This is a genomic window from Nitrospiria bacterium, assembly GCA_035498035.1.
GTDB lineage: Bacteria > Nitrospirota > Nitrospiria > JACQBZ01 > JACQBZ01 > JACQBZ01.
In genome coordinates this window covers 1-24,251 of record DATKAN010000063.1, presented here as the reverse complement: position 1 = coordinate 24,251, position 24,251 = coordinate 1, and the positions used below count along the sequence as shown (strand labels likewise).

At 57.9% G+C, this 24,251-nt stretch carries 24 protein-coding genes and 2 tRNA genes; 15 read left to right on the top strand and 11 right to left on the bottom strand.

Going from position 1 to position 24,251, the window contains the following annotated elements; genetic code table 11:
- Positions 1-6 precede the first annotated feature (6 nt).
- On the bottom strand, positions 7-2,205 hold the full coding sequence (gene ppk1 / locus VMN77_12415) for a polyphosphate kinase 1 (GenBank protein HTN44588.1): 2,199 nt from the start codon (positions 2,203-2,205) through the stop codon (positions 7-9).
- Between the two features lie 205 nt (positions 2,206-2,410).
- On the opposite strand from ppk1, the gene VMN77_12410 reads away from it, so the two are divergent.
- The 6 genes from VMN77_12410 to VMN77_12385 all read left to right on the top strand — a co-directional run bounded on the left by VMN77_12410 (position 2,411) and on the right by VMN77_12385 (position 6,988).
- Entirely contained in the window at positions 2,411-2,833 is a 423-nt protein-coding gene (locus VMN77_12410) for an NUDIX domain-containing protein (GenBank protein ID HTN44587.1), read from the top strand.
- Between the two features lie 129 nt (positions 2,834-2,962).
- Positions 2,963-3,649 carry a response regulator transcription factor gene (locus tag VMN77_12405; GenBank protein HTN44586.1) on the top strand — a complete coding sequence of 229 codons (687 nt, stop codon included), beginning with the start codon at positions 2,963-2,965 and terminating at the stop codon, positions 3,647-3,649.
- 3 nt (positions 3,650-3,652) lie between these two features.
- The gene (gene phoR / locus VMN77_12400) at positions 3,653-5,026 is read left to right on the top strand and encodes a phosphate regulon sensor histidine kinase PhoR (protein HTN44585.1); all 1,374 of its coding nucleotides are present in this window, start codon (positions 3,653-3,655) and stop codon (positions 5,024-5,026) included.
- A 394-nt stretch (positions 5,027-5,420) separates the two neighbouring features.
- A complete protein-coding gene (locus VMN77_12395) occupies positions 5,421-6,164 on the top strand; it encodes a response regulator transcription factor (protein ID HTN44584.1) in 744 nt (247 codons plus the stop codon).
- Between the two features lie 104 nt (positions 6,165-6,268).
- Complete coding sequence (locus tag VMN77_12390; GenBank protein ID HTN44583.1) at positions 6,269-6,589, top strand: topoisomerase DNA-binding C4 zinc finger domain-containing protein; 321 nt, start codon at positions 6,269-6,271, stop codon at positions 6,587-6,589.
- A 27-nt stretch (positions 6,590-6,616) separates the two neighbouring features.
- Complete coding sequence (locus VMN77_12385) at positions 6,617-6,988, top strand: cation transporter (protein ID HTN44582.1); 372 nt, start codon at positions 6,617-6,619, stop codon at positions 6,986-6,988.
- Positions 6,989-7,106: 118 nt separating this feature from the next.
- Here the strand turns inward: VMN77_12385 and VMN77_12380 are convergent, their stop codons facing one another.
- The 9 genes from VMN77_12380 to VMN77_12340 form a co-directional block, all read right to left on the bottom strand.
- Positions 7,107-7,670 (bottom strand): TMEM165/GDT1 family protein, encoded by a 564-nt coding sequence (locus VMN77_12380; GenBank protein ID HTN44581.1) that lies wholly within the window; start codon positions 7,668-7,670, stop codon positions 7,107-7,109.
- Between the two features lie 95 nt (positions 7,671-7,765).
- Positions 7,766-8,932 carry a TRC40/GET3/ArsA family transport-energizing ATPase gene (locus VMN77_12375; protein HTN44580.1) on the bottom strand — a complete coding sequence of 389 codons (1,167 nt, stop codon included), beginning with the start codon at positions 8,930-8,932 and terminating at the stop codon, positions 7,766-7,768.
- The gene (locus VMN77_12370; GenBank protein HTN44579.1) at positions 8,932-9,393 is read right to left on the bottom strand and encodes a hypothetical protein; all 462 of its coding nucleotides are present in this window, start codon (positions 9,391-9,393) and stop codon (positions 8,932-8,934) included. The genes VMN77_12375 and VMN77_12370 overlap by 1 nt, the downstream gene beginning before the upstream one ends.
- Positions 9,394-9,405: 12 nt before the next feature.
- Complete coding sequence (locus VMN77_12365; GenBank protein ID HTN44578.1) at positions 9,406-9,663, bottom strand: DUF3562 domain-containing protein; 258 nt, start codon at positions 9,661-9,663, stop codon at positions 9,406-9,408.
- Positions 9,664-9,713: 50 nt separating this feature from the next.
- Positions 9,714-10,907: a methionine adenosyltransferase gene (gene metK, locus VMN77_12360; GenBank protein ID HTN44577.1), complete on the bottom strand. Its 1,194-nt coding sequence runs from the start codon at positions 10,905-10,907 to the stop codon at positions 9,714-9,716.
- On the bottom strand, positions 10,904-14,020 hold the full coding sequence (locus VMN77_12355) for a cation-transporting P-type ATPase (GenBank protein ID HTN44576.1): 3,117 nt from the start codon (positions 14,018-14,020) through the stop codon (positions 10,904-10,906). Before VMN77_12355 ends, metK begins: the two co-directional genes overlap by 4 nt.
- Before the next feature lie 28 nt (positions 14,021-14,048).
- Positions 14,049-14,708, bottom strand: coding sequence for a hypothetical protein (locus VMN77_12350; GenBank protein ID HTN44575.1), 660 nt, complete (start codon positions 14,706-14,708; stop codon positions 14,049-14,051).
- A gap of 28 nt (positions 14,709-14,736) precedes the next feature.
- Positions 14,737-15,288, bottom strand: a complete 552-nt coding sequence (locus tag VMN77_12345; GenBank protein HTN44574.1) for a hypothetical protein — start codon at positions 15,286-15,288, stop codon at positions 14,737-14,739.
- Entirely contained in the window at positions 15,288-15,578 is a 291-nt protein-coding gene (locus VMN77_12340; GenBank protein ID HTN44573.1) for a DUF5132 domain-containing protein, read from the bottom strand. The genes VMN77_12345 and VMN77_12340 overlap by 1 nt, the downstream gene beginning before the upstream one ends.
- A 412-nt stretch (positions 15,579-15,990) precedes the next feature.
- Between VMN77_12340 and VMN77_12335 the strand changes: the two genes are divergently transcribed.
- The 7 genes from VMN77_12335 to phoU all read left to right on the top strand — a co-directional run bounded on the left by VMN77_12335 (position 15,991) and on the right by phoU (position 22,307).
- Complete coding sequence (locus VMN77_12335) at positions 15,991-16,263, top strand: hypothetical protein (GenBank protein HTN44572.1); 273 nt, start codon at positions 15,991-15,993, stop codon at positions 16,261-16,263.
- Between the two features lie 419 nt (positions 16,264-16,682).
- Positions 16,683-17,957, top strand: a complete 1,275-nt coding sequence (locus tag VMN77_12330) for a putative porin (GenBank protein ID HTN44571.1) — start codon at positions 16,683-16,685, stop codon at positions 17,955-17,957.
- 86 nt (positions 17,958-18,043) lie between these two features.
- Positions 18,044-19,084: a phosphate ABC transporter substrate-binding protein PstS gene (pstS, locus tag VMN77_12325; protein ID HTN44570.1), complete on the top strand. Its 1,041-nt coding sequence runs from the start codon at positions 18,044-18,046 to the stop codon at positions 19,082-19,084.
- Complete coding sequence (gene pstC / locus VMN77_12320) at positions 19,065-20,033, top strand: phosphate ABC transporter permease subunit PstC (GenBank protein HTN44569.1); 969 nt, start codon at positions 19,065-19,067, stop codon at positions 20,031-20,033. Before pstS ends, pstC begins: the two co-directional genes overlap by 20 nt.
- Positions 20,030-20,878, top strand: coding sequence for a phosphate ABC transporter permease PstA (gene pstA / locus VMN77_12315; protein HTN44568.1), 849 nt, complete (start codon positions 20,030-20,032; stop codon positions 20,876-20,878). Before pstC ends, pstA begins: the two co-directional genes overlap by 4 nt.
- An 11-nt stretch (positions 20,879-20,889) precedes the next feature.
- Positions 20,890-21,651, top strand: a complete 762-nt coding sequence (gene pstB / locus VMN77_12310) for a phosphate ABC transporter ATP-binding protein PstB (GenBank protein ID HTN44567.1) — start codon at positions 20,890-20,892, stop codon at positions 21,649-21,651.
- Positions 21,651-22,307 carry a phosphate signaling complex protein PhoU gene (phoU, locus tag VMN77_12305; GenBank protein HTN44566.1) on the top strand — a complete coding sequence of 219 codons (657 nt, stop codon included), beginning with the start codon at positions 21,651-21,653 and terminating at the stop codon, positions 22,305-22,307. The genes pstB and phoU overlap by 1 nt, the downstream gene beginning before the upstream one ends.
- 18 nt (positions 22,308-22,325) lie before the next feature.
- Here phoU and VMN77_12300 read toward each other — a convergent pair whose 3' ends face one another.
- Positions 22,326-22,715, bottom strand: coding sequence for a DUF2203 domain-containing protein (locus VMN77_12300; protein ID HTN44565.1), 390 nt, complete (start codon positions 22,713-22,715; stop codon positions 22,326-22,328).
- A gap of 140 nt (positions 22,716-22,855) precedes the next feature.
- On the opposite strand from VMN77_12300, the gene VMN77_12295 reads away from it, so the two are divergent.
- Positions 22,856-22,931: transfer RNA gene (locus VMN77_12295), tRNA-His, on the top strand.
- A gap of 123 nt (positions 22,932-23,054) precedes the next feature.
- Positions 23,055-23,128, top strand: a tRNA-Arg gene (locus VMN77_12290).
- Positions 23,129-24,251: the final 1,123 nt, after the last annotated feature.

Sequence of the window (24,251 nt, the reverse complement as noted above, 5' to 3'; positions counted from 1 at the left end):
GTTTTTTTAAACGCCTCTTCGCTTGCGCCGTTTAAACCCGCCGGCCGCAAGCGACGGCGATCCCCCTTTGTTTCGGGCCTCGGATTTTCCGGAATGATTTTGATTGCCGGATTGTTGGGTGGCCTGGAATCGTTTTTGGGCCCGCTCGATCATGAGTTCCTGCACCCCCCGCATCTCCCCGCCGGGTTCGGGTTGGCTCCGGACATAGGTTCCGTCCGGCTGCATGGTCCAAAGGCTCGCCCGGTTTGTCAGTTGGATTTCAAGAATTTGACGGAGCTGTTCCCGCAAATCCGATCCCTCCACCGGAACCGCCACCTCGATGCGATGCTGCAGTTTGTGCGACATGCAGTCGGCCGAGCTGATATAATATTCTTCATTCCCGCCGTTTCGAAAGTAGTAGATCCGGGCGTGCTCCAAGAAGCGTCCGACGATGCTGACCACGCGGATGTTTTCGGACAAGCCGGCAATGCCCGGCCGCAACCGGCAGGTGTCTCTCACGATCAGGTCCACCTTGACCCCGGCCTGCGAGGCGCGGTAGATGGCCCGGGTGATCTCCTTGTCCTCGAGCGCGTTGACTTTGAAGCGGATGAGACCCGGCGACCCCTCCGAATGTTGCGCGATTTCCCGGTCGATCTTGGAGAGGAGGGCCTGTTTGAACACCGTGGGCGAGGGCAGCAGTTTTCTAAACTTCCGGTCCGGGACGTTTCCGGAGGTGAGATAGTTGAACAGCTCGGTCAGGTCCTCGCCGATGCCCGGGTCGCAGGTCAGCAGGCCCAGATCGCAGTAGATGCGGGCGGTGTCCGCGTTGTAATTCCCGGTGCCGAAATGGGCGTAACGGCGCAGCCCGTTGTAGTCGCGCCGCAACACGAAAATGATTTTGCAATGCGTCTTCAGTCCGACCAGGCCGTAGGAGACATGGATGCCGGCCTGCTCCAGGCGCTGGGCCCACCGGATGTTGGACGATTCGTCGAAGCGGGCCTTCAACTCCACCGCCACGGCCACCTGTTTTTCGTTCTGCGCCGCCTCGATCAGGTACTCGATGATTTTGGACTCCGCGGCCGTACGGTAGAGGGTCATTTTGATCGCGAGGACCTTCGGATCCTGGCTGGCCTCCTTCACGAACCGCTCGACCGAGGTGACGAAGGATTCGTACGGGTGCTGAAGAAGGATGGGGCCCTGCTCCCGGATCAGATGGAAGATGTTCGAGGCGCCGGCGATCAACGGATGGTCGATGGGGTGATGCGGCGGATCGTGGAGCTCCCGTATCTTCAACGAGGCGATCTGAAGGAGGTCGCGCTTGGCCATGAGTCCCTCCACCTCGAACACGTCCGTGGCCTCGTCCAGTCCGAGCTCGGCCGCGAGCATGCCCCGCCGGGTGGGATCCATCCCCTTCGAGATCTCAAGTCGGACGATCGGGGCGAATTTGCGATCCCTCAATTCGGATTCGACCATCGACATCAGATCTTCGGCCTGATGTCCGGGAATCTCGGTGATGGCGTTGCGGGTCACGCGAAACAACTCGCAGGACTCGATCTGCATTCCGGGAAAGAGGAGGTCGAGATTTTGGGCGAGCACGTCTTCCAGGGGGACGAAGAGCAAGCGGTCTTTGATCTGGAGAAAACGCGGCACTTCTCCGCCGACCGGGACCTTGATCCGGACCAGATCGGACTTGTCGGCGCCGGGATTCCGGAGCGTGACCAGGAGGTTGAGCGACAGGTTGGAGATAAACGGAAAAGGATGGGCGGGTCCGATCGCCAGCGGCGTGACCAGGGGGAAGATGTTCCGGACGTAATGATCGCGGACCGCGTCGCAGTCCTCCCGGCTCAGATCGGCCCAGCGGCTGATCTGAATTCCGGCCTGGTTCAGCAAGCGGTATAGATCGACGGCGAGGCGTCGTTGTTGATCCTCCATTTCCAGAACGATCGCCTGGCATTCCTTGATCTGCTGTTCGGGTGTGCGTCCGTCGACCGAAAGCTCCGATACACCCGCGCCGGCCTGCTGTTTGAGGCCCCCGATCCGTTTCATGAAGAACTCGTCCAGATTCGAGGCGACGATCGCCAGAAACTTCACACGCTCCAGCAGGGGGGTGCGTTCGTCCAGCCCCTCGTTGAGAATGCGCCGGTTGAACTCCAGCCAGGTCAACTCACGGTTGAGGTACCATTCCGGGGCGTCCAGATTGATCGTCGGACTCTTTTCCTTTTCCATCCAAGCCTCCCCACGGGAAACTTCGTCACGGTCCCGGGTTCATCATTTTAAAGAAATTTAGTATACCATAAATCACGCCCGCGTTAAATCCGTGTTAAGACCGTGCAAAAACTGACAAAAAGTTTCATCTTTCACTTGACCTGAAAGAAAACATGGTCTAAATTGTAATACGATTGTTGAGCCATGTGCAACTGGGAGGTGAATAATGGCCGAACTGACGCATGCGGGAGGTATTGTAATACAAATCCAGGGGGATGCTCCCCGGTACCTCGTCGTCACTGCAAAAAACGATTTTGAGCGGTGGGTCTTTCCCAAAGGCCGTATCGACCCGGGAGAAACGCCGGAGGCCGCCGCGGAGCGCGAAGTGCTCGAGGAAGCCGGGGTGGAAGCGAAGACCCTGGAATCGGTGGGCTCCACCGAGTTTAAAAAGGACGGGCAGGATTCGCGCGCCGAGTATTTTCTGATGCATTTTCAGCGGAACGGGGGTCCGGGAGAAGACCGAAAACGGCGTTGGTGTTCCTATGATGAGGCGCTGGATCTTCTTTCGTCCGATTACAACCGTGATCTTCTGCGCCAGGCGCGCGCCCTTGTGAACAAGGTCCTCCGATTCCAGGGGTCGGCCTCTTGATCCCCACGCCCCCCCGGCCTTTTTTGACCCTTACCCTTCGACGTTCCATCAGCGTAACCACCGTCCCTTCGGTTGACAAGTTATCGTCCAAACCCCTACCATGATTTAGAAGAACGGAAAGGACGGAACGTGCCGAAGAAAATTGTCATGATCGAGGATGAACCGGACATCACCGGTCTGGTCACGCACTACCTTGAAAAAGAAGGCTATCGCGTCACGGCGGTCCGGGACGGGGCCAAGGGTCTCCATCAAATCAAGACCGAGCCTCCGGATCTCCTGATCCTGGACATTATGCTGCCCGAAATGGACGGCCTGGAGATCTGCCGGAGGGTGCGCGCCGATTCCAAGACGGCCGCGCTTCCGATCATCATGCTGACCGCGAAGGGAGAGGAGACCGACCGCGTGGTGGGGTTGGAGGTCGGGGCGGACGATTACCTCACCAAGCCCTTCAGCCCCAAGGAGCTCGTGGCCCGCGTCAAGGCCCTTCTTCGAAGAGCCGAACGGCGTGAAGAAGCCCCGGACCGGTATGTTTACGGCGATCTGGTCCTGGATCCGGTCCGCCATGAGGTGCGTCTTAAAGACCGGGAGGTCGTTCTGACGGCCAAGGAGTTCGGTCTGCTCGAGCGCCTGTTGAAAGAACGGGGACGCGTCCTGACGCGGGATTCCCTTTTGGACAAGGTCTGGGGTTATGATGCCGATGTGATCAGTCGAACGGTCGACGTTCATATCCGCCGGCTGCGCGAAAAGATTCCCTTCCTGAAGGACCGCATCCAGACCGTCAAACCGTTCGGATACAAGCTCAAAGAGGAGCCGTGAACGGTGCGCTCGACCCTCCAGACCAAGTTCGTGCTGGTCTTGCTGGGGTTTGTATTATTTGCCCTGGGTCTTGCATTCGCGTTGACGTCCTGGATTCAGGCTCCCCGTGCGGCTCTCGGGATCGCCCTCCTCTTGGTTCTCTGGCCCGTGTGGATGACCGGTCGCATGTTGGCCCGATACCTAACCAAACCCTTGGGGGAAATAACGGCCGTTGTCCGTGAGCTGTCCGAGGGAAAACTGGATCGGCGTGTAACGGTCCGGTCCGGGGATGCGTGGGCGGATTTGGGGCAGGGGGTGAACCGGATGGCCGCGGACCTTGAAACCCGGTTGGCCGAAATTTCGGAAGACCGTGCGCGCCTCCACGCCGTCCTATCCAGCATGGTGGAAGGGGTGCTGGTCCTGGACCGGGAACGCAAGATCCTGCTGATGAACGCAGCGATCGCGCGGATGTTCGGGTTGGAGAATTCGGCGGTTCTGGGCCGCCCCTTGATCGAAGTCTTCCGACATCGGCCGCTTCATCAGCTGGTTCAACGGGCGCTGGAAAGCGGGGCGGACCAGTCGGAGGAGATCGTGATGTCCATTCCGGAGGAACGCGTCTTCGCGGTCCAGACGTCGATTTCCGAAAAGGGGGGCGTTGCAGCCGTTCTGGTTTTCCACGATGTGTCGAATTTGAAACGGCTGGAGCGGATCCGAAAAGATTTTGTGGCCAACGTTTCCCACGAACTCCGCACCCCGCTGACCTCCATCAAGGGGTATATCGAGGCCTTGATCGACGGGGCGAAGGACGATCCCCGAAAGCGAGACGAGTTTCTCGAGATCATTCAAAAACATTCCGATCAGCTCAACGCCTTGCTGGCCGACCTTCTGCAGCTTTCGACCATCGAATCGGGCCAATATCAGTGGCGGCGGGGAACGATCGCGGTGTCCAATCTGATTGATAAAGCCGTCGATATGCTCCAACCCCAGGCCGAGAAGATGGGGCAGGCGATTTCGGTCGTGTCGGCCGAAGGGGGCGGGTCCGTGATCGGCGACGCCGATAAACTGACCCAGGTTATGATCAATTTAATCGACAACGCCATTAAATACACGCCGAGGGGAGGCCGAATCACCGTGGAGGCCCGCCCAAGGGACGATACCGTCGAGATCGCGGTCAGCGATTCGGGCATCGGCATCCCGTCGAGGGAAATTCCCCGGATCTTCGAACGCTTCTACCGGGTGGACCGGGGGCGATCCCGGGAAATGGGGGGAACCGGCCTGGGCCTTTCCATCGTGAAACACATCGTCGAGGCCCACGGGGGGAAAGTGTCTGTCGAGAGCCAAGTCGGAAAGGGCTCGCGGTTCGTTGTGACCCTTCCGAAGCAACCTCCCGTATCCTGATTACAGGGGCTCGCGTCGCCGGTTTCATTAAAACTTCCGGGTGTTTTGGATTCCCCATTTACGATTTTATCATTCTCAACCCCCCAAAATTCCACTTTCCCCCCCTCGCTTGCCGCGCCCGCCGAATAAATTTACCTTCCCGTAACGTTGGCGTAAGCCGACCGCAACAGTCGATCTGTACATTGGCCTTACGGTTCCCTTGAATCAGACCCGATCACGGATAAAAAGACACGGCCCAGGTTGTCCGGTTTCGAACTGCTCCGCCTGCCGAGGCGGCCTGTTCCTCCGACCAGGATGACTTGGGCCGCGTTCGTTCACGGGTTGACTTTGTTACGCCGAGTTAACGTTATCTTGATTCCTCGGCAACAAATTTTCGGTAGGCTCCTTACAAAAAATGAAAAATCCGATTGCGGCCGACATAGATTCTTCTCATAAAGACATCCTGGTCATCGAGAGCGATCCGAACACCGCAGGACTTCTCAAGCAAGAGCTGGAAAAATATTACTATCAGGTGCGGATTGCCTTGGACGGGAAGCGGGGATTGGCGGAGGCCCAATCCGTACCCCCCGCATTGATCATTTCAGAGTTGATCGTTCCCGAGTTGGATGGGTGGACGCTTTGCCGATCGCTCAAAAGCCATCCCAAGACCAAGGCCATTCCCCTTCTCATTCTCACCCTGCTTGGACAGGAAGAAAACCGCCTCCGCGGGCTCGAGCTTGGAGCGGACGATTACATGACCAAGCCGTTCAGTCTGAAGGAGGTGGTCTCCCGTGTCCGGGCCCTGCTGCGGCGAAGCCAGATGAGCAGCGAGAACAAGCCGAAGGCGCTTCGGAGGCTCGGACCTTTGACCATCGATCTGGAGCGGCACGAGGTGCGCAAGCACGGCCGGCCGATCGCATTGACCCCGATCGAATTTTCGCTGCTCGCTTATTTGGCGGAGCATTCCGGAAAGGTTTTTACCCGCGACCAACTCATCACGGCGCTTTGGGAAAAAGACCGGTTTATCGAGGAACACAACCTGGATGTGCATATTTACGCGCTGAGGCAGAAGATCGAGCCGGATCCGGACCGTCCGCAAATTCTGCTGACCGTGCACGGCGTCGGGTACAAACTGGAAGCGCGGGAGGACAAGGGATGACCCGGCGGCTTCTACGTTCGGGGCGCGGGGCGGAATTAACACGGATTTAACGGGGCCTTGAGAGAAACTTAACAAGGCTCCTTTAAAGTGGTAAAGTGCGTAATATGGCCTATACCAAACGATCCGAGAACCAATGTCCCGCCTGCGGCTCCAAGGTGAATTATCGATACGGGAGGGCGTGGACCGGTAAACGACGCCTTCAGTGTTTGATGTGCGGGAGACAATTCACGGTCGGGGCGAAACGGGCCGAGGTCATGAACAGGCCCGACTGCCCGGTCTGCCGGGAGCCGATGCATCTCTATAAGAGAGAAGCCGGTTTGGTTCGGTTCCGGTGTTCCGATTATCCGGCATGCAAGACGTTTAAAAAGATCGATCGTCTTGAGGAACCCGAACCCGGGGGATTCCGCTTATTGATCCCCGCCTAGGGATCGCCCATCAGGAGGAAAAACGGGATGAGCTACTATATCCACCACGTTCAGGGACGATTGAGGGTGAAGACCCCCCTGATGAAGAGAAGCCTGCCGGCCGCTCGGGAGATCAAGAGACTCTTGGGAGAGATCCAGGGGATCGAAAGCGCGGAGATCAATACGGTGACCGGCAGCGCCGTGATCCATTACGATCCGAAAACGGTTTCTTCGAAATCGATCCTGGACTCGCTCGTGGCGGCGGGCTATTTCGACCTTTCCAAAGCCGTCACCAACGATCAGCACGTTTATGAAGCGGCGGCCCGAACCGGCGGGATCCTTTGGAAAGCGCTGGCCGGTTTCCTCGTCGAGCAGGCCTTTCAGGGTTCCGCCTTGTCGTTCCTCGCCGTCTTGATATAACGCGCCGCGCCGTTCCTTCCGTCGTCCGCCTGTTTTCAAACGCCCTTTCTCGCTTATTCAATCCGACGGCTCCGAGGGTCCCGGTCCCGCGCCCGGGGATTCTGAGCCAACCCCACGCCTAAAAACTGAATCCGCTCAGGGAAAGCACGCCCAGCCCCCCGAAAATGCCCGCCCCGATAAGGCGCACGGCACGGACCGGAAGCCGGGTTCCGACGGCGTTTCCCAAAACGATAATGGGGGCATTGACCAACATCACCCCCACCGTAGTCCCGATAATGACGGGGATCAGCGCGTTGAATTTCGCCGCGAGGATGACGGCGGCAATCTGGGTTTTGTCGCCCATTTCTGTCAGGAAGAAGGTGAGGAATGCGGTGCCGAACGCGCCGAACCGGCCGAAGATGCGCGGCTCCCCCTCCGAACGATCCGGAACCAGAAACCAAAATGCGACGGCGATGAGGAGAACGCCCAGAATCCAGTGAAGGACCGAGCCGTCCAGGTGGTTTCGGAGCCAGAGACCAAGCGTGCAGGCCAGGGTGTAATTGGCGATGGAGGAACCCAGCATGCCCAGGATGATCGGGAGCGGGCGTCGAAAACGTGCGCCGAACAACAAGGCGAGGAATTGGGTTTTATCGCCGAACTCCGCCGCGGCAATCACCGCCATCGATATCAGAAAGGCGTCCATGGATCCTGTTCTCCTGTCGCCGGGAGGGCCTCGCGTCGCCCCCTTCCGCTCGCGTTCCTCGCGGGACGGCTCCCGGCGGGGTTGGCTGGGGAAAGCTATTCCTTAAAGATGATTTTCAAATACCCTCCGTCCAGGCTGGCCGATGTCGGGGTCAGCCCGGCCAGGTATTGGGGGAGGGCAATGGCGCGTTTGTGTCGTCCGACTTGAACGCGCAATTCGTCTCCGCATTTCTCCAGATCGATATCGCTTCCCTGAACCCCGACCAGCCGGAGGGACAAAATATATTCGCCGTTTCGCAATTCAAATGTCAGGGGTTGGGCTTCCGAGAAACGTTGAACCGGGTCTTTCTGGCCGTAGAGATTGTCGCCCAATAACGTCAGGGCCGGAATCCCGGTCACTTCCTCCGGCATCAAGGGAACTTCAAACGGGGTCAGGGGTGAGAACGACTCGGCGATCATCCGGCGGTAATCGGATTGCTTCTCCTTCCAGGAGGTCAGATAGGGGTCCGAAATCTGGGGCGGAAGGACCCGGTTGATGAAGAGGGCATCCACGGTCAGTCCGTACAAACTGAAGAAGGTGAAGGCCCTCTGGGTTTCCAGAATGGCCATCCGGTCGGGATTGAGGACCAGGCGAACGGAGCTCAGGGCCGGGTCGGCCAGGATGCGCCGCAAGGCCTCGACCTGGTCGAACAGCTTCTGGATTTGATCCGGGACACTGTGTTCGGTGGCGGACTTGCGCTGAAAGGCCTGAAGCAAGGGCACGAAGACGTTGCCGATTCCCCGTGAAAAATCCAGGATGTTTTTGATGTATAAGCGGCCGAGATCCGGGGCGCCCAGCAGCCGCATCGCCGCGCCGGTCGGCGCGCTGTCGATGATCAGGACGTCGAACCGGCCTTCATCGAAATATTTCTTGATACGAACCAGACTCAGGATTTCATCCAGCCCGGGAAGGATGGCCATTTCGCCGGCGATCGCGGACTCCAGCCCGGAGCTCTGGAGAAGCGAGGCGATTCGCCTTTTTATTTTGCCCCAATATCGTTCCAGTTCTTCTCCGGTGTCGAGTTCGGCCGCAAACAGTTCCGGCGGCCCGACCGGCCTCGGATCGTTGGACAGGGGGAGGGCCAAAGAGTCGGCGAGACTGTGAGCCACATCCGTACTGATCACCAATGTCTTATGGCCCAAGGCGGCGGCCTTCAGGGCGGTCGCCGCGGCCAGGGTCGTCTTTCCAACGCCCCCTTTTCCGGTGAAGAGGATGATGCGCATCAGCGCCCGTCCGCGAGTTGACGGTCGATGGCCTCCAGGACATCTCCCCGGTTTTTCTGACGGGCTTCATGCGACCGGATCATCCCAAGCTGCTCGCGGGAGAGCCCGGCCAGTCGGCTCATCACCTGGCTCGCGTCCAGGTGGTTGTAGTTGTCGATCGGGAACACCGGCACTTTGATTCTTTCCGGGCCGCCTCGAACCTTCCGGCCGTCGGAAGGGGTGGAGAGACTCCGGGCATGGTCGCCGTCCGCGGGTTTTAAAAGGCCTAGGAGTCGTTCCAGGATGATGGCGGCGGCCCCGCAGGCGATGAAGAAAACGATTCGGGCCGCGATCGCCCCCCCGCGAAGCCACTTGGCCAACACAGACCGTTCGCCGGTGTTGTTTTTGATCACCAATTTTTCCGGGGCGGGAGTTTGCTCCGACGGCGGGACCGTTTGTTGCGCTTCGTTTACCCCATTCACCGAGGTCCTCCTTCAAACGTTCGGAGCGGGCTGAGTATCCGGAACGTTGATCCGAATCTTCTTTTCCAAAACGATCTCCCGGACCTGGCGGCCGGCGAGAATCGGCAGGAAGGCCTTGATCCTTGCATTGGGCTTTAATTCCTTCATGGCCGCCTCATAATAGAAATGGATCTCCTCCACGGTGGCGCCGAGTTCCCGGGCCAGGTCCTCAATGTTCGAGAGATTTTGAAATTCTTCCGAGTCGTTTTCCGAGACCGCAATCGCCACCATGATGTCCTCCTTCATTTGGAGCCGCTATTATTTTTTATAATGAAAACCCGTCATGCGGTTTTGAAAACGTTTGTACGATCGGTCCGCTCCCAGGGAAGATCCATATCGGTTCTTCCGACGTGGCCGTAGGCCGCCAGTTTTCTGTAAAACCCGTCTTTGAAGGCCGAGGGGAGATGGCGGAGCCGGAAGGCCCGGATGATCCCGGCCGGACGAAAATCGAAATTCTCTTCCAGCCGGGAGGAGATCTCGGAGTCCGGGACGCGCCCGGTCCCGAAGGTCTGGACCTGGATGCTGACCGGCCGGGACGACCCGATCGAATAGCTGAGCTGTACCTCGCACTCCTCCGCGATGCCGGCCGCCACGACATTTTTCGCCGCGTATCGGGCCACGTAGGCCCCGACGCGATCGATCCGGGTCGGATCTTTTCCGCTCAGGGCCGCGCCGCTGTGACGGGAATACTCTCCGTAGGTGTCGATGGCGTTCTTCCTTCCGGTCAGACCGGAATGGATCGAAGGACCGCCGACAATAAAGGGACCGTCCGGATTGACGAAGATCCGGGTTTGATCGTCCGGGCGAATCGGTTCGTCGGAGAAGACGGGCCCGATGACCGTCTCCCGGATGTCCTCGGTGAGCTTTTTGAGGTCGGGTTCCGAAGGCCGATTCTGGCTGGCGATCACGGTGAGGCTGTGAATCCGGTAGGGCCGCCGTTTCCGGTATTCGATCCCCACCTGGGTTTTTCCATCCGGGGCGAGATAGGGGAGCGTTGATTTGACGCGGACCGAAGTCAGTTGCCGTGCGAGTTTGTGGGCCAGCCAGATCGGGAGCGGGATCAGGGACGGCGTTTGACGGCAGGCGAACCCGAAAACCGTCACTTGATTTCGGGCGGGCATCCGCTCCAGCTCCTGTTCGGTGAGATCCGATTCGTCCCTGTAATTCCGCTCGGCCATCGGGAGTTCCGCCAGGCTGGTCACGATGCTGCAGGTTCGACCGTTGAAGGCGTGGTGTTCGTATCCCACCCCGCTGATCACTTCCCGGGCGACGGTGGCGAAATCCACGGTGGCCGTCGAACGAAACCGGGCGGCGACAAACGCGATCGCCGTCGAAACGGCGCATTCCGCGATCACGCTCGCGTAAGGATCCTGCTGAAGGAAGCGATCCACGATCGCGTCGCTGATCTGATCGCAGAGCTTATCGGGATGACCCTCGGTCACCGATTCGGATGTGAACATAAAATCTTCTTTCATGGAGCCCCTCCCGGTTTCTCGGGTTCCGGATGCGGGAAACGGGTCGTCTTCCCCTTGGTCATTTCATTGACGAGCAAGGGAACGGCCGCGGTCCCCCCGATCACGAACCCGTCCAAAAGACCGACGGGTGTAAGGCCCAGCAGCCCCCGCAATCCCGGGATGGTCAAGGTCAGAACCTGAAGCGCGACGGAGCCGCCGATGGCCCAGTAGAGATACGGGTTCGGCCGCAAGGGCGGCCCCTCGGTCGAGCGGATCGGATCGAACAGGCTGTGTGTTTCGGAACGGCAGCTCAGTGCGTGCAACAACTGTCCCACCGTCAGGCTCGTGAAGGCCAGGGTGCTGGCCTTCGGGCCCATCCCGTATCGTAGGATCCCATAGCCATACGCACCGAAGGCGCCGGCCGAAAGGACGGCCGCTTCCGAGGTGATTCGCTTAAAATCGGATAACTGAACGATCTGCTCCTCGGGGTTTCGCGGAGGCCGGCTCAGCACGTCGGGTTCCGGCGGTTCCAGCGCCAGCCCCAAGGCCGGGAAAACGTCCGACATCAGGTTGATCCAAAGCAGTTGCATGGAATTCAATGGCTCGCCCAGTCCGAACGAGATCGCTCCGGAGACGACCATAATCTCGCTCATGTTGGTCGCCAGAAGATAATGCACCGACTTCCGGATATTGTTATAGATCGTCCGGCCGTGGCTGACGGCGAGGATCATCGTTTCCAGGTTGTCGTCCTCGATGATCACGTCGGCCACCTCGCGCGCGACGTCCGTTCCGGAATGCCCCATGGCAATTCCAATGTCGGCGGCCTTGAGGGCCGGCCCGTCGTTGATGCCGTCCCCGGTCATCGCCACGACCCTCCCGGCCTTCTGCAGGGCCTGAACAATCTGGAGTTTGTGGGAGGGGCTGACCCTTGCGAACACATGGACCTGTTTTGAAATCCCGATGATCGCCTCCGGGGCGACATCGGTCAGGTGGGTCGAGTCCAGGATCGAAAGCGGCCGATCGCCGCTGAGGGCCAGTTCTTTTCCAATCGCGTAGGCGGTCGAGCTCTGGTCCCCGGTGATCATGGCGGTTTCGATGCCGGCCCGGTGGAAATCCCCGATAAGTTCTTTGACTCCTTTCCGGACGGGATCGGCCATTGCGATATGGCCCAGCCAGATCAGCCCCTTGCCGTATCCCGCCTCCTCGGGATGCAAGAGGCCGTAGGCAATCCCGAGAACGCGAAGCGCCTGGCCCGAGAGGCCTTCGTTTTCCGTCTGGATCTTCAAACGGTCCTCGTCGGTCAACGGGAGTATCTGCCCGTTGTTCATGCGGTAGCGGCACAGGCCCAGTACCTCGACCGGGTTTCCCTTGACGGCCAGGAGATGGAGGGGTCCCGTGGCCTCGGTATCGGCCGAGATATGCAGGGTGCTCATGAAATTCCGATTTTCGGAACGGTGGCCCACTTGAAGGATCGGATACCGTTCCCGCAGTTTCAATACATCCACCCCGGAGCTGATCGCCATCTGGAGAAGGGAGTTCTCCGTGGGTGAGCCTTGCAAAAGATATTCTCCCCCTTGCAGGACTGCCGCGGACTCGTTGCAAAGGGCGCAAACGTGAATCATCCTCAACAGCTCATCCAAAGCGAAGGGGTTGATGGCCTCCTCGCCCGACCGGAATCGACCGTCCGAGACCTGGATCCGCTTTTCGCCGACATGGATCTCCACCACCGACATCCGGTTCAGGGTGATCGTTCCGGTTTTGTCCAGGCAGATCGTCTGAACGGCGCCGAGGGTTTCGACCGCCTCCAGGTGGCGAATCAAGACATGGTGACGTTTCATATTGCGAATGCCCAGCGCCAGCGTGGTCGTGGCCACGGTGGGAAGCCCCTCCGGCACGGCCGCGACCGCCAGGGAAATGGCGGTCTTGAGCATATGCAGCAGGCCTTGCCCGCGTAGCAGGCCGATGCCGAAGACCAGGCCGCACACGGTGGTGCTGATCAGGACCAGCCGGTTGCTCATCCGGCCGAGTTGACGTTCCATCGGGGTCTCGGGCGACTCCGCCTCTCCTAATAAGATCTGGATGCGGCCCATCTCGGTTTGTTTTCCGGTGGCGACGACGACGGCCAGTGCCTGGCCTCCGGTCACCAGGGTCCCCATGTAGACCATGTTGAGCCGATCACCCAGGGGCAGATTTTCGGCGGTCATCGGGGCGGAGGTTTTGAGAACCGGAACGCTCTCGCCGGTCAGCGCCGACTCATCCACGTACATCTGCTGGGCCTCGACCAGCCGCGCATCGGCGGCGATGTAACTGCCGGGTCTGAGAACCAATATATCTCCCATCACGATGCTTTCGGCCTTGATCTCCCGTGATTTCCCGTTCCGGATCACGGTCGCGCTCGGTCGGACCATGCCCTTGAGCGACTGAATCGTTTTTTCGGCCTGGCTTTCCGTGGCGTAACCGATGGCGGCGTTGATGATGACCACTCCCAGGATGATCACCGCATCCGACACCCCCCCCGTGACGATCGATAGCCCGGCGGCCGTGCCCAGAAGGAGGTTGGGCAGCGATTTGAACTGGTCGATAAAAATGCCGAACGCAGACCGGGGAACCGCTTCGGGAAGGAGGTTCGGGCCGTATTGACGCAGTTGGTCAGTCGCGGCTACTTCGGACAGGCCGGAGGACCGGGATGTCTTCAGCGAGACGATAATCCGGTCCGCTTCGATCAGATGCCACGGCTGGGCCTCGATCTCCTTCCGATGAGGCAGAAGATCGGCCAGCCGCTTTCCGACGGATGCCAGTGGATTTTGATTCGAGGGCGGGGCCTCCCCTTCCTTCGGATCCGGAGGATCCGTCGAAGTCGGGCTTTGATGATTCTTATCTGGATGAGACGAGGAGGCGATCGCAACGATCAGGGAGGCGATCTGGAGGGGAGTGGCGCCGGAATTGAAGACGACTAGAACATTTCCGGTGAGGGCGCTGGCGGAGACCTGACTGATCCCATCGAAATTTGACAGGCTGTATTCAAGCCGCCGTTTAAGCGCCTCGGAGCGGTAAAGCCCAAGTACCTTAAACCTGGCCCGGCCTTTTACCGCGGTATGAACGGTTTGGACCACAGGGTTCTCGCAGGCCCCCATCGATTATCGTTATTCAAATTGGTTGGGCTTAACTTTTCCCACGAGCTCTCGGGGCGCTCTCTCCCGTTCGGCCCTCTTTTCCGGCGGGTTTGGATCGGGTTGTCGGTAAAGCGGCGGTGGCCACCTCTTTTACCCCTTCCACTACGCCGACGAGCAAATCCGTGACGGTTCGGACGGCGGTCTTTCCAATTGAGCCGGCCGCCTCGATCGCTCCCCCGACAGCCGCTTTCGTGACATGTTCGACATCCCCGCCGATCTCCTTCGCGGCCTCAATGGTTCCGTCCACGGCCTTTCGGGCAACCTGGGAAACGTCCGCCCCGACATCGGCCGCGCCCTTCACGGCGACTTTGACAGTATGCCCGGCGGCCGTTACAATGTCGCCGCCGACATCGTTCACCCCCATCACCACGCCTTTCGCCACGCTCTTTGTGCTCAAAATCAGACCGGTGCCGACCTCTTCGGAGGCCTGGATGGCCCCCTTGATCACGTCCTTTGTCACAACGAGGCCTTCGTTCGCGACCGTTCCGGTGGCTTTAAGGGTGTCGGATACGGTATTTCTGACGAGACTCACGATCTCGGTCTCGATGTCATTGAGTCCTTTCAGGCTGCCGATGATGCCTGTTCTAACCGTGGTTCCGGCCTTGCCGATCTTTTCTTCTACTCCACTTTGGATCTGTTCTGCTGACATCTTAGACCTCCAGGTTTTTGATTGTTGATTATTGATTCCTTTTTTGTGCCGGTTGATCCTTCCTGAATTCTTTAAGTATCTCTCCTTCTTCTTTAAGTATCTCTCCTTCCTTCAGGAGTGTGGCGGCATACCAAAAGGCTGAAATGGCAGGGATCATGAACTGCCCGCGGCTGATCTGATAGAGCCCAAGACCAAGCAGGCCGAGCAAGGCCAGAGATTGGAGATCGACCTCCCCGCTCGTGAAATCCTTAATCTGTTGATTGACCCCTTTAAACGTCCTGGCGATATTCTGGGATACGGGGGTTCCGGGGATACCGTTCGCCCTGAGTTTAAATAGACCCATCTGCTCAAGATGGCCGGAGAATATCGTCAAATCCATCGCCTTGAAATCCAGATCATGAACGATAAGGACACTTCCCGTGGCCGGATTCATCTCGATTCGTTGAACCCCTGGAATTTCGCCGGAAGGGGGCAGTTTATCTTTCAGAGCCGAAAAAAAGGCCCGGTTCCCTTTTTTTGAGGGGATCTTAAACCTGACCCGGCCTTTCGTGGCATGGGTGATGTAAGCCTCAGGAAGCATCAGCTATTTGTTCCGCTTTGTGTTTCCGCCACAGTGACGGCTTCTTTACGGGCCTCCGCGATTTCGGCCTTGGTCTCGGCCATGAGATCCTCGATCACCTCGCCCGCTTCGGCCACGGCCTCCTTGCCCCGATCGTAAAGCAGGATCCCCCCTTTAAGAGCGGCTTTGGCCAGGGGTTTGGCCACGGCAGCCACCGCGGGTATAACGACCGGCGCTAAAATGGCGGCCCCGATCCCGATCGCAAGCCCCGTCAACAGATTGCCCCTGAAACCATTGTCCAAGAGTGCCATTTTTGATCCTCCTTGTTTGGTGTTGAAAGACGATTCGTGTTGAAGAATGTATTCCCCTTCAACTTGTGCAGACTGTCTTGCGCAGGATTCGCCGTTTGGAATACGGAATGATGCGTAGAGGAGATCTGCTTCGGTGTTCCATCGGCCCGACCGACCGGATCGGAAGAGAGGCCCTTCTTACTCTAGCCGAAGTATATTTTTAAAAACGGTCCGTGTCCAGTGGATCATTCATTACTTGCCTATCGACAGAACCGATTTCATCGTCGCCGTCCAAACCTGCGGCCTCGTCGACCTTGGGACCCGGCAGATTTTACACGCGATTTACAAACCCTTGATCCGGTGTTAATAAATCCCGTTTAGACTGCTCACGTACAGGAGAAAAGGCGGGGGTTTCGGGGAGGAGGATTCAACTATGGCCATCCTGCGAAAGAACAAGATGCGGCCCAGGACCGGAGGAGAGGAGATCAAACACATGCATTGTCCCCATATGATACACCACGACAACTCCTGCGACGTCGTTGAACCCCGATACAGCCCGAGCGAGTTTGAGACGGATGAATACTGCGCGACGGAACAGCATCTCCGTTGCCCCCTTTATCAGGATTATCTTCTTAAGGCGATCGGTTCCTTCTTAAGCTTGAGGCCGAGAACCGCTCCCCAAGCGAAACTGATCGACATTAAATAGCGGGTTGTTTTTCCGAAGGCCTAACGATCAGGCGATCTTTCCGCTCCCTCTTGGGCCGTGCCCGCCCCCTGTCGCGACCCTTCCCCCCATCATAAATTAACTTCCATGTAACATAGCCATCATAAACCGTTCATCTGTGCTTTGTAATCTTTCGCTCAACAAAAATGAAGAAGGAGGTGATGCGCAATGCCGCATAAAGACAAACCCGGAAAAAAGGTCAAGCCCAGTCTGATGAAGGCGATCCTACGGGAAGTGGCTCGGGCCATCGGCTGAGCCTTCCGCCGGCCTAATACATATTATTTTATCCGGCATTAATCAATTACGGACCTTTCGATTATTCGGAATTATTACAGAGCACGCAAGAATAGAAACCTGAACTGAAAACCAAGTTCACCCTAAAAAGGAGGAAAGGAGACTATATGAAGATGTCCCATTTGAAGAGCCTGATTTTGGCAATCGTTGTTGGTTTTCTTTTGCCGCTGCCCGTGAAGGCCGCGGATGATCTGACGGATTTGTTGATCAAGAAAGGGACCATTACAAAGGAAGAGGCCGATTCGCTTCAGAAGCGGGAGATCGTCCCCTTCATCGACAAGATTACCTTATACGGCGACATCCGCCTTCGGGAAGAGACGATGTGGTATCCGGGAAATTCCAACAACTCGAAGGATCTCAATCGCCAGCGATTCCGTCTACGGATCGGGGCGGATATTCAGGAAGGCAAAACCTTCGTGCATTTCCGGGTGGCCTCGGGATCCGGGCAGCAGGTCTCGACCAACCAGACGATGCAGAGCAATTCTTCCGGAAAGGCCATCTTCATCGACAAAGCCTATGTCGAACTGAAGCAGATTCCCGATCTCAACGTCCTGGGCGGGAAGATGACCAACCCTTTCTTTATCAACTGGCCCACCGGAGAGATCGTATTTGACGACGACCTCAATCCCGAAGGATTTGCCCAGCAGTATGCCCTGAAGCTTGGGGACAATCAAAAGGTTTTTGTAAACCTGGGCCAGATCATCCTGGACGGAGGCCAGAGTTCCGATGCCGGCAGCAAGAATGGCCAATGGCTTCTCGGGGAGCAGATCGGAACCGAGATGAAGATGGACCAAATCGGATTTAATGTGGCTGCGCTTCTATACACGCTTGCGAACGGGCAACAAACGAATTTTAACTCCGCGGTTTTTCAGGATGGAAACACGCGAAGGGCGTGCAATACCACTCCCGCATCTTCAAATTGCCTGGCCAATCCGTTCAGTGTCGTGGATTTGACGGCCGCCCTCAAGTTCAATGCCGGACTTCCCATCCTGATTTCATTCGATGGGATAAAGAATCTACAGGACACGGTTCAGAAAACCTCTCCCAGTATCAAAAACCAGGATACGGGGTTTGGAGCCGCGATTAAACTCGGAAACGCCAGTGCCGCGAACACCTATGAGGTGGCCTACGAGTATCGGGCGATTGAGGCGGATGCCACATTGGCCGATCTGAACGATTCGGATTTCGGCCCGAACGGCGGCACCAACCGGAAGGGGCACACCCTCTGGGCGGCCTATAATTTCACGAGCGCGACTCAGGTAAAGCTGAAATATTTCAACACGAAGATGATCAAGAAGGACCTGGCGACGACGGCGGTTCCGGGGAGCAATCCCAATCCGTCATTTAACCGGATCCAGCTTGATTTTTCGGTCAAGTTTTAGTCCGTGGGCCACTGGATTTAACGCGGATGTGATACGGACGTAACATGGATGTAACAAGAGAATATTTATAATAAGGAGGTTCTATTATGCGCATACTTAAGGAAAAATTATTCGGGATGAAGGCCGTCATCCTAGTTATGGTGATCGGCCTGGCGGCGCCGGCCTGGGCCGAGACGATGCTGATCAACGCGGCGGGGGCCACTTTCCCGTATCCGATCTATTCAAAATGGTTTGACGAGTACGCCAAGATGCATCCGGATGTTCACATCAATTACCAGTCCATCGGTTCCGGCGGGGGGATCAAGCAGGCCTCCGAATTGACGGTCGATTTCGGAGCGTCGGACGGTCCCATGACCGATGAACAGCTCCAGAAGGCGAAGGTTTTCCTGCTCCATTTCCCGACCGTGATGGGCGCGGATGTTCCCACCTATAATATTCCTGGGGTCACCGCCGAGCTCAAATTCACCGGGAAGAACCTGGCCGATATCTTTCTCGGGAAGATCACGAAATGGAACGATCCCGCCATCGCGGGAATCAACCCGGGCGTGAATCTGCCGGACAAACAGATCGTCGTGGTCCACCGCTCGGACGGTTCCGGGACGACCTATATCTGGGTCGACTATCTTTCCAAGGTCAGCCCGGAATGGAAGGAGAAGGTCGGCGTAGGAACTTCGGTCAACTGGCCGGTCGGCTTGGGCGGGAAGGGAAACGAAGGGGTGTCCGGGTTGGTGAAGCAGACCCCCTACTCCATCGGTTACGTCGAGCTGATCTACGCCGCCCAGAACAAGATCGATTACGGGGTGGTCCAGAATTCGGCGGGCAAGTTCGTCAAGGCCAGTCTCGAGTCGGTGACGCATGCCGCGGCCGGTGCGGCCAAGGAAATGCCGGCCGACTTCCGGGTCTCGATCACGAACGCCCCGGGTCCGGAGACCTATCCGATCGCGAGCTTCACCTGGCTCCTGATTCCGGAAAAGATCGACGATCCGAAGAAAGGAAAGGCGATCACGGGATTTCTGAAATGGATGATGACGGACGGCCAGAAGTTTGCTCCGGGCCTTCTGTATGCGCCGCTTCCGAAAGAAGTGGTGGCCATGGAGGAGAAAGCGCTTGGCAAGATCAAGTATTAGTCCCTTCAGTTTGACGATGGCGGGTCGGCCGGGCGTCAGCCCGGCCGACCGTCTTTTCAGGGCCACGGTGTTGACCGTGGCCCTGTCCGTCCTGGTGATCACGGGCGTCATCGCCTATGAATTGCTCTGGAATTCGCGTCTGCCGATCCAGAAGTTCGGATGGTCTTTTCTTTGGGGGACGACCTGGGACCCGGTCGCGGAGCAGTTCGGCGCCCTTCCGTTTCTTTACGGAACACTGGTCACTTCGGCGCTCTCCCTCCTGATCGCGGTTCCGGTCGGGTTGGGGGTCGCGATCTTTCTTTCCGAGCTCGCGCCCCGTTGGCTTTCCGACCCCGTCACGTTTTTGGTCGAGCTTCTGGCCGCGATTCCGAGCGTGATCTACGGGCTGGCCGGGATCTTCGTGCTCGTCCCCTGGGTCCGCAACCATCTGGAGCCGGCGCTTTCGGGCACGCTCGGATTTTTGCCGCTTTTCCAGGGCGCCCCCTACGGGGTGGGAATGCTCACGGCCGGAATCGTGCTCGCCGTCATGGTGGTCCCGTTCATCGTCTCCGTCTCGCGGGAAATTTTGATGGCGGTGCCGCTGGCCCAACGGGAGGCGGTCCTTTCGCTGGGGGCGACGAAGTGGGAGATGGTCCGGATCGCGGTGCTTCCCTACGCCCGATCCGGAATCATGGGCTCGATTTTTCTGGCGCTGGCCCGTGCCCTGGGTGAAACCATGGCCGTGACCATGGTGATCGGCAATCGTCCCGAGATCAAGCTGTCCCTTTTTGAGCCGGGCTACACCATGGCCGCGGTCATCGCCAATGAATTCACCGAAGCCACCTCGGACATGTACCTCCAGGCCCTGATCGAGATCGGACTGGTCCTCTTTGCCGTCACCATCCTGGTCAATGCGCTGGCCCGACTGATGATTTACCAGGTCTTCACGAAGGTCGAGGTGAGGGAATGAACTCCGTCCTTTTGGCCCATCGCCGGCTGACCAACATCGTCATGCTTACCCTGACGGCCGTCTGCACCGCGTTGGTCCTGGCGGTTTTGTTTTTCATTCTCGGCTACATTACCTATAACGGATTTGCGGCCCTGGACTGGGACTTCTTCACCCGGCTGCCCAAGCCGGTCGGGGAGACGGGCGGGGGGATGGCCAACGCGATCGTGGGAACCGTGAAGCTCCTGCTTCTGGCGAGCCTGATCGGCGTTCCGATCGGCTTTCTCGGCGGGGTCTACCTTTCGGAATACGGCCGGAAAAACACCGCCGGTTTTCTGATCCGGTATGCCGCCGATATCTTAAACGGCATCCCCTCGATCGTCATGGGGATCTTCGCCTACACCGTCGTGGTGCTGCCGATGGGCCATTTCTCCACCCTGGCCGGGGGAGTGGCCCTGGGAATCATGATGATCCCGATCGCGGTGAGAAGCTCGGAGGAATTTTTAAAACTGGTTCCGGCCTCGATCCGCGAGGCCGGGCTGGCGCTGGGGCTTACGGAATGGAAGGTGGTCAGTTTCATCGTGATCCCGACCGCCTTCCGTGGCATCGTGACCGGAATTATGTTAGACTTGGCGCGTGTCGCCGGGGAGACGGCCCCGTTGCTGTTCACGGCCTTCAGCAACCGGTTCTGGAGCCGCGGATGGCTTGAGCCGATCGCCTCCCTGCCGGTCATGATCTATACCTACGCCATCGCGCCCTATGACGATTGGCACCGTCAGGCCTGGGCGGCCGGGATGGTTCTGCTGATGCTGGTCCTGGGGGCCAACATCCTGTCCCGATTGCTGCTGCATCGCCAATTGAAAGGGTAGAAAACCGGTTCATGGACAAGACCGTCTATATCATTGAAAAATTAAACACCTGGTTTGGAAATCACCATGTCCTCAAGGACGTCACGTTGACGATTTCCAAGCACCAGGTGACCGCGCTGATCGGACCCTCGGGTTGCGGCAAGTCGACCTTTATCCGCTGCCTCAACCGGCTGCACGAGGTCGTGCCCGGCGCGAGATTGACGGGCACGATCCTCCTGGACGGGACCGATATCAACGGGCCGAAGGTGGACCCGGTGGTGATCCGCCGCCGGGTGGGGATGGTGTTTCAGAAGCCCAACCCCTTCCCGACGATGTCCGTTTACGATAATGTGGCGGCCGGGCTACGGCTCAACGGGATACGCCGCCGGTCGATTCTGGACGAACGGGTCGAGCGGGCCCTGAAGCAGGCCGCCCTCTGGGACGAGGTGAAGGACATGCTGCCCAAGTCCGGCGCCAGCCTCTCCGGCGGGCAGCAGCAACGGCTTTGCATCGCGCGGGCCGTGGCCGCCGACCCGGAGGTTCTTTTGCTCGACGAGCCCTGCTCGGCGCTCGATCCCATCGCCACGGCGCGGATCGAAGAGCTGTTATTGGGACTCAAGAATTCGTATACGATCGTGATCGTGACGCACAACATGCAGCAGGCCGCGCGGGTTTCGGACTACACGGGATTTTTTCTTCTGGGCGAACTGATCGAGTTCGGCGCGACGCGCGAGATCTTCACGAATCCCAAGGATCGACGGACGGAAGATTACATAACAGGGAGATTCGGATAATGCAGCGCCATTTTGACGAAGAACTCGCGACGCTCAAGGAGAAAATCCTCCGGATGGGGGCCATGGTCGAGGAGCAGATCACCAACGCGATCAAGGCCCTGGTGGAACGGGACACCGATCTGGCCCGGCACGTGATCGAGAACGACCACCGGGTCAATGCCATGGACGTCCAGATCGACGAGGACTGTCTGCGGCTCATCGCCCTCCACCAACCCATGGCGGGGGACCTCCGTTTTCTCACGACCGCGATGAAGATCTCGACCGAGCTGGAGCGCATGAGCGATCTGGCCGAGAACATCTCGGAGCGGTCCATCGAGTTGAACGAGGAGCCGCAGCTCAAGCCCTACATCGATATTCCGCGGATGGCCCAGGAGGCCCTGCGAATGGTCAAGGAGTCCCTCGACGCCTTCGTCAACCGGAATTCCGAGCTGGCCCGAAGCGTCTGCAAGGCGGATGACGTGATCGACGATCTGAACCATCAGATCTTTCGCGAGCTCCTGTCCTTCATGATCGAGGACCCGCAGACCACGACCCGGGCGATCCGGATCAGCTTCATCTCCAAATACCTGGAACGGATCGCCGATCACGCCACCAACATCGCCGAGCTGGTGGTCTACCTGGTCGAGGGGAAGATTATAAGGCACACCGAAGCGTGAGCTTCGTTTCGCGGGGGATTACGAGGTTTCGTCGAGGGGCTTTCGGTTTCCATACCCGGTGTCGGTCTCATGCCACCACCCGATCTCCGCTTCTCCGAGCTTCCAGCAGAGATAGACCATCCGGCCGTCGAGCATGAAGGGAAAGTCGCAGAGGCCTTTCTCCAGATCCTTGATCACAACGCCCATCTGCTGAATCCGCTCCACGCGCTTCATGATATACTCCAGGGCCTTCAGATAAGCGGGACCCTGGGGGGAGCCGCCGTTTCCCGCGATGTGCTCCCGCGCTTTCTGTATTTCGGGGCGGATCTGAAGAATGAAACGCCGCATCTTTTGGACCTCGAGAAGCAGGACCTCCAGATCCGGAACGAGGCTGTTGGCCTCGCCTAATGTGAATATTCGTTCATCCATATTGATTATTTTAGGACTTTAAGCAGAGGCTGTCAATATCCCCTTCCCAGCGCGCGAAGGTTTATGTTACAATGCTTTCGCGTTTCCGCGGATCCGCCGGCGGTTAGGATTTCCTTTTTACAGTCTTCTCAAATGATACGGCGAGTGTAGCTCAATGGTTAGAGCACTGGTCTGTGGCACCAGGGGTTGGGGGTTCAATTCCCCTCACTCGCCCCAGAATTTTTGTCCGCCGGTCGCGGACAAAAATTCAGAGCATTGGAGCATTCGACATTGGAACAATGGGGAAGGCTCACAATGCGGTCTAATGTTCCATTGCTCTATTGATCGGATTATGAATACGCGCCTGTAGCTCAGCTGGATAGAGCGGCAGACTTCGAATCTGTAGGTCGGGGGTTCAACTCCCTCCAGGCGCGCATTATTTTCAATACGTTCGGATGCACGGGGAATGGGAACTCTTCAAGATTTCCGGTTTTAGTCACGGTTGGAATGGGGGTCTGAGGGGTTTTATCGGTCAAACTGTCCTTTGGTTTAACAAGTCTCGCTACGGCTTCTTTCAAGTGTCCAGGGCTCAGATGGCTGTATCGAAGCGTCATCTTGATTTCTTTATGTCCCATTAATTCTTGAACCGTCCTTAAATCCACCCCCGCCATGACCAGCCTTGAAGCGAAGGTATGCCGTAGGGTATGCCAGACCGCTCCCTCGATTTTTGCCGCCTTTAGGGCCGGAAGATAAACCCGATTATAGAAGTTTTGTGAATCCATCGGCCTTCCCGGATTACCCGGTGAAGGAAATACCCAGGGAGAGGTCATCCAGGAAGTTAGACTATTGAGGATCGTCAGAACGGCCTCATTCATGGGAACATGACGGGTTTCACCGGACTTGGATCGGGGAATGGTCAACACGGCGTTTTCCTGATCGATATGTTGCCACTTCAACCCGAATTGCTCGGAGCGCCGGAGCCCGGTATTGAGAGCGAAGGCCACGAGCGCCCAGTCTTCCGGGTTCATGACCGCCCGTAAGCGTTGTTCTTCGTTCTCGGTAAGATAACGAAGGCGGCCTTGGGGCTCCTTGAAAAACTTCACGCCCACCACCGGATTTTTATCGACCTTCCCTTCCCGAAGTGCCAGATAGTAAAGGTGCTTGAGATACGCAAAGTAGCGGTTGATGGTGCCGGGGGCTTTCTTCCCCTTGTTGAATAGTTTGGCTTGTAAGCGGATCAGGTCTCCGGTCGTGATTTCCTCCAGCCGCTTTCGCCCCCATATCCTAATCCACCAACGCCCGTAACGATTCTGCTCGCGCTCGCTTCGGGCCGTCATGGACTCCAGATATTCCGTGATCCATTCCTTTAGCGTCGTCTTTCGAGCAAGACGGTGATACCGGTCCGGGTCGAATCGCTCCTCTCTCTGTTCCCGTTTGGTCCGCTCATAAAAGGTCCGGGCTGCTGTCTTGCTCGTTTGCGGCCCAAACCAGTGCTCGCGGCCGAGGTGATACAATCTCACCCACCAAATGCCCGAACCTTTGGGTCGCTCAACAAGC

Excerpts from the sequence above, each read along its gene's own strand:
- ppk1 (HTN44588.1), bottom strand. The coding sequence starts at position 2,205 with ATGGAAAAGGAAAAGAGTCCGACGATCAATCTGGACGCCCCGGAATGG.
- VMN77_12410 (HTN44587.1), top strand. The coding sequence starts at position 2,411 with ATGGCCGAACTGACGCATGCGGGAGGTATTGTAATACAAATCCAGGGG.
- VMN77_12395 (HTN44584.1), top strand. The coding sequence starts at position 5,421 with ATGAAAAATCCGATTGCGGCCGACATAGATTCTTCTCATAAAGACATC.
- VMN77_12390 (HTN44583.1), top strand. The coding sequence starts at position 6,269 with ATGGCCTATACCAAACGATCCGAGAACCAATGTCCCGCCTGCGGCTCC.
- VMN77_12385 (HTN44582.1), top strand. The coding sequence starts at position 6,617 with ATGAGCTACTATATCCACCACGTTCAGGGACGATTGAGGGTGAAGACC.
- VMN77_12380 (HTN44581.1), bottom strand. The coding sequence starts at position 7,670 with ATGGACGCCTTTCTGATATCGATGGCGGTGATTGCCGCGGCGGAGTTC.
- VMN77_12375 (HTN44580.1), bottom strand. The coding sequence starts at position 8,932 with ATGCGCATCATCCTCTTCACCGGAAAAGGGGGCGTTGGAAAGACGACC.
- VMN77_12365 (HTN44578.1), bottom strand. The coding sequence starts at position 9,663 with ATGGTGGCGATTGCGGTCTCGGAAAACGACTCGGAAGAATTTCAAAAT.
- metK (HTN44577.1), bottom strand. The coding sequence starts at position 10,907 with ATGAAAGAAGATTTTATGTTCACATCCGAATCGGTGACCGAGGGTCAT.
- VMN77_12355 (HTN44576.1), bottom strand. The coding sequence starts at position 14,020 with ATGGGGGCCTGCGAGAACCCTGTGGTCCAAACCGTTCATACCGCGGTA.
- VMN77_12350 (HTN44575.1), bottom strand. The coding sequence starts at position 14,708 with ATGTCAGCAGAACAGATCCAAAGTGGAGTAGAAGAAAAGATCGGCAAG.
- VMN77_12345 (HTN44574.1), bottom strand. The coding sequence starts at position 15,288 with ATGCTTCCTGAGGCTTACATCACCCATGCCACGAAAGGCCGGGTCAGG.
- VMN77_12340 (HTN44573.1), bottom strand. The coding sequence starts at position 15,578 with ATGGCACTCTTGGACAATGGTTTCAGGGGCAATCTGTTGACGGGGCTT.
- VMN77_12335 (HTN44572.1), top strand. The coding sequence starts at position 15,991 with ATGGCCATCCTGCGAAAGAACAAGATGCGGCCCAGGACCGGAGGAGAG.
- VMN77_12330 (HTN44571.1), top strand. The coding sequence starts at position 16,683 with ATGAAGATGTCCCATTTGAAGAGCCTGATTTTGGCAATCGTTGTTGGT.
- pstS (HTN44570.1), top strand. The coding sequence starts at position 18,044 with ATGCGCATACTTAAGGAAAAATTATTCGGGATGAAGGCCGTCATCCTA.
- pstA (HTN44568.1), top strand. The coding sequence starts at position 20,030 with ATGAACTCCGTCCTTTTGGCCCATCGCCGGCTGACCAACATCGTCATG.
- pstB (HTN44567.1), top strand. The coding sequence starts at position 20,890 with ATGGACAAGACCGTCTATATCATTGAAAAATTAAACACCTGGTTTGGA.
- phoU (HTN44566.1), top strand. The coding sequence starts at position 21,651 with ATGCAGCGCCATTTTGACGAAGAACTCGCGACGCTCAAGGAGAAAATC.
- VMN77_12300 (HTN44565.1), bottom strand. The coding sequence starts at position 22,715 with ATGGATGAACGAATATTCACATTAGGCGAGGCCAACAGCCTCGTTCCG.